5 protein-coding genes are annotated in these 7,876 nt (G+C 61.8%); 4 read left to right on the forward strand and 1 reads right to left on the reverse strand.

Going from position 1 to position 7,876, the window contains the following annotated elements:
- Positions 1-60 precede the first annotated feature (60 nt).
- Positions 61-2,106, forward strand: coding sequence for a hypothetical protein (locus VGG64_10565; GenBank protein ID HEY1600036.1), 2,046 nt, complete (start codon positions 61-63; stop codon positions 2,104-2,106).
- A 428-nt stretch (positions 2,107-2,534) separates the two neighbouring features.
- Here the strand turns inward: VGG64_10565 and VGG64_10570 are convergent, their stop codons facing one another.
- Entirely contained in the window at positions 2,535-4,178 is a 1,644-nt protein-coding gene (locus VGG64_10570) for a thioredoxin domain-containing protein (protein ID HEY1600037.1), read from the reverse strand.
- An 822-nt stretch (positions 4,179-5,000) separates the two neighbouring features.
- Here VGG64_10570 and metG point away from each other — a divergent pair.
- From metG to VGG64_10585, 3 genes are all read left to right on the forward strand, one after another.
- Entirely contained in the window at positions 5,001-7,070 is a 2,070-nt protein-coding gene (gene metG, locus VGG64_10575; protein HEY1600038.1) for a methionine--tRNA ligase, read from the forward strand.
- 267 nt (positions 7,071-7,337) lie between these two features.
- A complete protein-coding gene (locus tag VGG64_10580) occupies positions 7,338-7,589 on the forward strand; it encodes a hypothetical protein (protein HEY1600039.1) in 252 nt (83 codons plus the stop codon).
- 2 nt (positions 7,590-7,591) lie between these two features.
- On the forward strand, positions 7,592-7,876 hold a 285-nt coding region (locus tag VGG64_10585; GenBank protein HEY1600040.1), incomplete at its 3' end, for a hypothetical protein.

Genomic DNA, 7,876 nt, shown 5'->3' on the forward strand with positions numbered 1-7,876 from the left:
GTGATTCCTGCTCGGCACGGCGGCAATATTCAACGTCAAAGATTGTGGTGGGAGACTCTCGTGAAGCAGCAACGCATCCTTCCGACGCTTTCGCTCATAGTCGGGGTCGGTGGCCTCGGCGCGCTGGCTTACGGCATCGGACCAGGAAACTCGCCCTTGCCCGGCCTGTGGCAAGCGCTGCTAGCCCCTCACGCGGCACGCGCCGACGATGGCCCGTTGCCGACTTTGGCGCCGGCGCGCCGCGCACTGCCGGTTCCCAATCCGTTTGCGACATTGGATGCGGAAACCTTGCAGCCGACACAGGATCAGGCACCGCGGACTGCTCGGGCACCGGCCAGTGTGACACTGCCGGCGGCCAAGCACACGGACCGATACCATTCGGTTCCCAACTTGGAGCCATTGCCGCAACGGCGCACCAATCCGCAACTCGCCGAAACAGGCGCAGCATGCACGACAAAATGCGCCGGCGACGGCCAATGCGCCGCGCATGGCGAACCGGAATTGGCCGCCGAGCGGCCGAGCTTGCAATCGAAAATGCGCGATCGATACGCGTCATTCCGCGACGAAGGGATCATTCCCGTGACGCATAACGAACCGGTCGCGGAAGACGACGAGCCGGCGCCAGCCGCGATTCCCGAGGAGCAAGACAGCAACGAACCCATCCCGGCCGAGCCAATTGCCGAACCGATCGTCGAGCGCGCGCCGGCCGCCGCGCCCGAAACGTTTACGCCCACCGACGCCAGCGATCGCACCAATGGCGGCGTAACGCTGCAATGGATCACACCGACGTCGGTTAGCGTGGGACAGGAAGTCATTTGCCAACTGGTAGTCCGCAATGTCAGCGATTCCACGGCGCAGGCCGTGCAAGTCGAAGCGCAAGTTCCCGTGGGTGTTGACCTGGGGACCACCGAACCACGGGCAGCAACCGACGATGGTCGCATTGTGTGGGAATTGGGCGATATGGCGCCCGGTGCGACTACTACCGCGCAAGTCAGCTTCACGCCGCGTGAACAAGGGGACGTAACACCACGGGCCGCCTTGAGATTTACTCGTCAGGTCGCCGCCACCATTCAAATCGTCGAAGCACGCTTAACGATGATGATCGAGGGTCCGCAGGAATCCGTGGTGGGCCAGCCGACTCCGTATCAGTTTCGTGTCACCAACGAGGGCACTGGCCCGGCGATAGGCGTGGCCGTCGATGTCGCACTCGGCGAGGGGTTGGAAGCCGCTAGCGGATCGAAACCACGCTACGTGATCGGCACGCTCGGCCCGGGCGAGTCCCGGCACGTTCAAGTGATGATCTCTGGTGCGCAGCAGGGCGATTTCAAAATCGCCGGGCAGGTCGTCGCCGGCAAACGTGCGATGGACAAGGTCCTGCACAATATTCGCATCGTGCAGCCGGCGTTAGCAGTCGCCATGGAAGGTCCGAAGCTGCGGTTTGTCGACCGCCGCGCCGCCTACACCATCAAAGTGCAAAACCCTGGCCCAGCCGCCATCGACAATGTGCAGTTGCTCGAAAATATCCCGGAAGGCTTCCGCTTTGTCGAAGCCACCTCCGGAGGAAGTTTCGATCGCGGTGCCCGGCAAGTGGCCTGGTTCGTAGGCCGCTTGGAAGCCAACGAGGCCGCCACGGTGGGCGTGCAGTTGATCGCGGTTGAAGAAGGAGATCATCGCCTGAACGCCGCGGCCAAAGCAGACTTTGGCGTAATCGGCGAGGCCGAAACAACAACCCGCGTCAAAGGCGCGCCCCATGTCGTGATCGACGTCACCGAGGACGACGATCCGGTCGAGGTCGACGGCGAGACGATCTATCGCATCCGCTTGTCGAATGCGGGATCGACGCCGGCCCGTCGCGTACAGTTCGCCGCTGAGGTGCCACGCGAAATGCAGGTTCTGGACGTCAACGGTCCGGTTCCTGGCACGATCAAAGGTCGACAGTTGGTCTTTCCGCCGGTTGCTGTCTTAGAGCCCGGACAGAATGCCAGCTACGATGTCCACGTAAAGTGCCAGAAGGCCGGCCAGGTGCGCTTCAAGGCGTACTTCCGCAGCGAAGACTCGCCCGACGCCGTGCTCGAGGAAGAGACGACCAAGATCTACGCCGACTGACATCGCAACGATGAGGCTGCCCTGTCGCGGCCCATAATTTTCACAGAAGGGCCGACCTTCACCGCCAGCGTGCGGTGGAGGACGGCCTTTTTTGTTGCGCCGGACAGCCAAGCGATCAACTAGGGTGATTGCCCCAAAAATACGGCGGGGAATTATTCAATTAATGGAATTATTCACCGCTCGAAAAATTGACCATCTTGACCTTAACCGCGCCGCCATTCCCTGGAGAACACGATGTTTCCCAGATTTTCTGTCCGCGCAGTGGTTAAGGTCGGTTTTCCCGGCATGCCTCCATCTTACCGCAGGCAAGCGTGGACCTCAGGTCGTGAAACCAGCCACGGCGAGGCATCGACGGTGCCCCATTTGCGCGCATGCACGCAGGCCAAAGTCCTTGCTGAACTAGAAATCACCGCGCACTTCAACCGTCATTATTTGAAACGGGGCGCGACGGTGTTCGGCTGCCAGCTACGAGCAGCGTCCAGAATCTCGCGAGGGCGGTTCTGCGTCGCGGCGGCCGGCTTGTTTGCGATCGATGCCAGCCGTCGCGCCTGTTGGGCGTGCCCTTCCAGCGATAATTGCCGCAACAGTTCCGGCGAGGCGTGGTCGACGACAACGATTTCGCTCATGGCGTGCGGATCCGTCAACGGCCGTACGATGCACACCACCTCGGCATCGCCGGCACCAGAGCGAATCTTTTCCAGCAGCGATCTTTCAGCCGGGGTTAGCGGGGCATCACCCATCTGACCGGCCAACGGGCCACGTGGATCGTCGGCGCTGGTCGGCACGACGCGCGGCGCGGCGCCGGGTCGACCCGCGGCGGGCATCTCTTGCGCCATCGCTGGCAGCTCGCGCGATGGCAAGGCGGTGGGGGCAGCAATCATCTCGGTGAGCCCTTTCCGTGTGAGTTCGCCGTGGATCGCCCCGATGCCGGCGTAGAGTCCTTCGTTGTCGGCCGGATCAGCGGCATTGCAAACGCCAATCACGAATCCTTCGGCTGTGAACAGGCCACCGCCGCTGCGCCCTTCAACCGGTTGCCCCACCACTTGAATGTTGGGGGCGGGCGCGTACTTGTCCGTGCTCGCCACATGGCTGACACGGGCCGACGGCTCGCGGCCATTGTCGCAGCCGACGCTGATCACGGCGTCGCCACGCTTCACCATATAGTCCGTCGGCGCCACCTTCGCGACGATCACATGCACGCCCGGCCGAAAGGTTACCAGGCCCACGTCGCGCTTCAGGTCGTAGCCAATCAATTGACCCGGAACTCGTTTGGGCGAACCCGGGCCAAACAGATCGATGAAGATGTTGCCGTTCCCCTTCGACTCGCGAAAGATGTGCCCGCAGGTCAGCACCAGGGCTTCGCCGGCGCGCGCGTCGATAATCGTGCCCGAACCCACGGAGTTTCCGTCGGCGTCTTCGACCTTCAAGCGCACGCTCGAAGCCAGGCACTTTTCCGCCGCCTGATTGTTTCGCGCGATCGCGTCCCCGGCGGCGGTCAAAGCCTCGCGATGTGGACCCTGCCCCACGGTCGGGTCAGACGTCACCAAAGGTTGCTGGCTAAGCTGCCCGGGCAGGGACACGCCCTGTACCGCCGCATCCGGCGCGAATGTGCTGGGACGACCCGGGCCAGATATGCCGGCGTCGGGTGATTGACCGCGCATGGCGGGTGCGGGGGGCATGGCGGGCGGTGGCAGGAAGGATCCGCCGGCAAATGTCGCTGCATTGCCGGCCGCCGCGCTCGGGCCGGAGGGTTGCGACGATCGCGATCGACTGGCCAGCTGCAACATCTGCTCCAGCCTGGCTCGCGAAGTGCCGCCGACGACACGATCGACTTCCTGGCCGTCGACGAGCATCACGAAACAGGGAATCGAAGTCACGCCGAACCGCGCGGCCAGCGCCTTGTCTTGATCGATGTCGACCTTGCGCACAGGTTTGCCTTGCGCCGCCAACGCATCGACGATCGGCTGCATCTGGCGGCAGGGGCCGCACCAAGACGCCGAGAAATCGATGAGCTCGGTCTGACCCACACCCGACACTGCGAGACACGCCACGATGGAATGCAACGACAGCATGGATCCCTCCTTGGATCATGCGCTTCATGCGCGGATTCGGCAGCGCGCCTGCGGGGGTGCGCGACCTCATCGTCGAAACTGCGGGCTGCGAACGGGGAGATATGGGTCAACAGGTGGCGCTCCCATGCGGAAAGCGCAGCACACCAGCGAGGGCAACCTCCTTGTCGCCGTCACGACCGACCGAACACGCTTCGTCGCGAGTCAGTTTCCATACTGACAAAGGACACCAGCGAGGGCGTGTCCATCACAACGTCGGGGTAGCGCGCCTGCCGATCACTAACTCAGTCCAGAACAGAGCGGCGGTATATTGCCGGCCTTTGGTATTTCTTACAAGACCAACCGCGTCATGCGGCCATCGACCTGCGGGGAAGAACACCCCGCAAGATGCGAGAAAAGCGGTCCTGTGCGAGCCTCCGGGCCGTAAATACTGTCATCCCTGTAGCGGGCCGAAGAATCCCGATATGCACCTCGCGTGCCAATTCTCGCTGGGAGTGGAGCGCGGGCGGTCGCCGGTAGTCCGTTGTCAGTGGACAGCACACATAGGTGATGCATTGCCGATTTCGGGCATGCGTCCGACGAAAAACTGCTGGCTGCTGATTGCCACAGGAGATCGCTCTCCCGAGGTCGAGGGGGGTCGGATACAATGCCGCTCGCTCGGCAGAATTGTCCGCAGTAGCTAGCAGATGCGGGCTTCAGGTTACTCCTTAATACCTGCTTCCAAGTACCCGATTCCTAGTTCCTACTCTCTAGTGCCTGCTCGCTTGCAACAAACGCCCCGCTGATCACCGCCCACTGACTACCGACTACTCATAATCATCGCTTATGCGCCGCATCCTTGTTACCAGCGCCTTGCCTTATGCCAATGGCCACATTCACTTGGGCCATTTGGTGGAATACATCCAGACCGATATTTGGGTGCGGTTTCAACGGCTGCGGGGCAATCACGTGGTTTATGTCTGTGCTGATGACACGCACGGCACCGCGATCATGATTCGCGCCCGCCAGGAAGGGCGCAGCGAAGAAGCCGTCATCGCCGACATGCAGGCGGCACATACCGAGGATTTCGCCGGATTTGACGTTGTCTTCGATCACTATGGCAGCACTCACACCCAGGCCAATCGCGAGCTGTGCGGAGTGTTCTGGAAATCGTTACGTGCGGCGGGGCTGGTCCGCGAGCGCGAAGTCACCCAACTGTTCGATCCAAAGGCCGGCACGTTTCTGGCCGATCGGTTCGTGAAAGGGACCTGTCCCAAGTGTAAGTCACCCGATCAATACGGTGATAGCTGCGACAAGTGCGGTTCGACCTATTCCCCGACCGAGTTGATCAACCCTGTGAGCACCCTTTCGGGCGCCACGCCCGAATTGCGGGCAGCCGATCATCTGTTCATTCAGACCGAGCAGTTGCGACCCTTTCTGAACGAGTGGACGCAAACAGGTGATCACCTGCACCCCGATGTGGCCAAGTGGCTGGCGGCGGCGTTCTTGTCGGAGCCACTGCGCGATTGGGACGTATCGCGCCCGGCGCCGTACTTCGGGTTCGAGATTCCGGACTCGCCCGGCAACTATTGGTATGTCTGGTTCGACGCGCCGATTGGCTACATCGCCGCCAGTAAAGAATGGTGCGATAAACATGGCGAGAAGTTCGAGTCCTGGTGGCGCAGCGAAACGACCGAAGTGCACCACTTCATCGGCAAGGACATCACGTATTTTCACACGCTGTTCTGGCCCGTGATGCTGAAAGCCAGCGGCTTTAACCTGCCGCAGATGATTCACATTCACGGTTTTCTGACCGTCAACGGCGAGAAGATGTCGAAGACCAAGGGGACGTTCGTGCGGGCCACGACGTACCTCGATCATCTCGACCCGGCTTACCTGCGCTATTACTACGCCGCGAAGCTGACGCCCAAGCTCGACGACTTGGACATGAACCTGGACGAGTTCGTGAATAAGATCAACAGCGACCTGGTGGGCAAGGTGGTGAACCTGGCCAGCCGCACGGCGCGCTTCGTCGAGTCGACTGGTTTCTCGGCCCAGTATCCGGACGACGGAGGATTGTTCGCCGCCGCGGCAGCCGCGGGCGAAGAGATCGCCGCCGCATACGACGCCTGCGATTACAACCGCGCCATGCGGTCGATCATGCTGCTGGCCGACCGCGCCAATAAATATGTGGAAGAGCGCGAGCCCTGGAACCTGCGCAAGGACAGCACGCGTGCGGCCGAATTGCAGGACGTGTGTACGGTGGCACTGAACCTGTTCCGCCAGTTGGTCGTCTATCTGTCTCCTGTGCTGCCCAGCCTGGCACGTCAGACCGCGGCATTGTTGAACCGGCCGATCGAGCGCTGGGACGAGGCCGCCGCGCCGCTGGTGGGGACCAAGGTCAGCCGCTTTGAACATTTGATGAAACGTGTCGAACCCGTGCAGGTAGAAGCCATGATCAACGCCAGCCGTGAAGAAGCACCGGTCGCCATTAAAACGATTAACGACGCGGCTACGGCGATAAGCGCCACAACCGCCGCGCCGGCCGCTGATGGGCCAGATGCATTGGCTGCCGAGCCGCTGTCGGCGACCGTCTCGTTCGACGATTTTGCCAAGGTCGACTTGCGCGTGGCCCGCGTCGTGGCAGCCGTCGAGGTTCCCAAGAGCAAGAAGCTCTTGCAGCTGACGCTCAGCCTGGGTGGCGACGAGCGGCGCAACGTGTTTGCCGGCATCAAGGAAGCCTACAAACCCGAGCAGTTGGTGGGCCGGTTGGTGATTTTTGTGGCCAACCTGGAACCGCGCAAGATGACTTTCGGCATGAGCGAGGGAATGGTCGTGGCGGCCGGCCCCGGCGGCAGCGAGGTCTTTGTACTCAGCCCCGATGCCGGCGCCGTGCCGGGCCAGAGGATCCACTAGAGATGGATCTACTAGTGCGCGGGTGGCCGACGTGTGCTCCGGCTGCCGGTGGCGCGATGCCTCTGCCTCTCGTGCCCGCTCTGGCGTTGCCCCGCCGGTTTATGGCCGTAATCTTGCGTGCTCTCCCGGGAGTCGACATGCCGGGGCGAAATATACGAAACTAATTTGACATAGTATTACATCTCCGTTAGGCTCGCCAAACAGACGTCGGCTTCTCACTCGCACCTTCGCATCAGCCGGCCAGGGCCTATTCAGCAGGAGCATCTCATGGGGCAGCGGGCAATTCTCGCCGCGATTCTGGTGCTGGGCTCAACCAGTTCTGCGCAGGCTATCAGCCTGGTCGTGATGGCCGTGAATAACAGCCCGGGCGTCGTCGGAGCAAAAGCCTTTACGCTGGGCATCCAAATCACGCAGGCCGACTTGTTCGCACCCGGCGTGGGGGCCCATCCGACGCTGGCCTTCAAGAACCTGACATTCCTAGGCAATGTTAATGGCCCGATCCAAGCTGGGGGGCCTTGAACGTGCCAGATATTCAATCTGCTTGGGCTACATTGGATTCGTTTAGCAATAACAGCATCGAAAACGGAGGAGCCGGAGGCCCGAGCTTTCCGACTTCTGGATCCGCGGCGACGGAACTTTACGGGGACAGCTGGTGGTATTCGGGCCCCACGGGAGCGCTACAAGGAATCAACGGCTTCTTCCCGAATGTGGACGACGCGTTCGGGACCGTCACGACGGTGAATAGCGGGCAAGGAGTCTACGCGCAAGGGCCTGGCGCAGCGGTTGGGACGGCGGGATTCCTGTGG

The sequence above is a fragment of the Pirellulales bacterium genome (genome assembly GCA_036490175.1).
In the GTDB taxonomy this organism is placed as follows: domain Bacteria; phylum Planctomycetota; class Planctomycetia; order Pirellulales; family JACPPG01; genus JACPPG01.

Bases quoted from the DNA above. Each gene is read 5' to 3' on its own strand.
- VGG64_10570 (HEY1600037.1), bottom strand. From the start codon at position 4,178: ATGCTGTCGTTGCATTCCATCGTGGCGTGTCTCGCAGTGTCGGGTGTG.
- metG (HEY1600038.1), top strand. From the start codon at position 5,001: ATGCGCCGCATCCTTGTTACCAGCGCCTTGCCTTATGCCAATGGCCAC.
- VGG64_10580 (HEY1600039.1), top strand. From the start codon at position 7,338: ATGGGGCAGCGGGCAATTCTCGCCGCGATTCTGGTGCTGGGCTCAACC.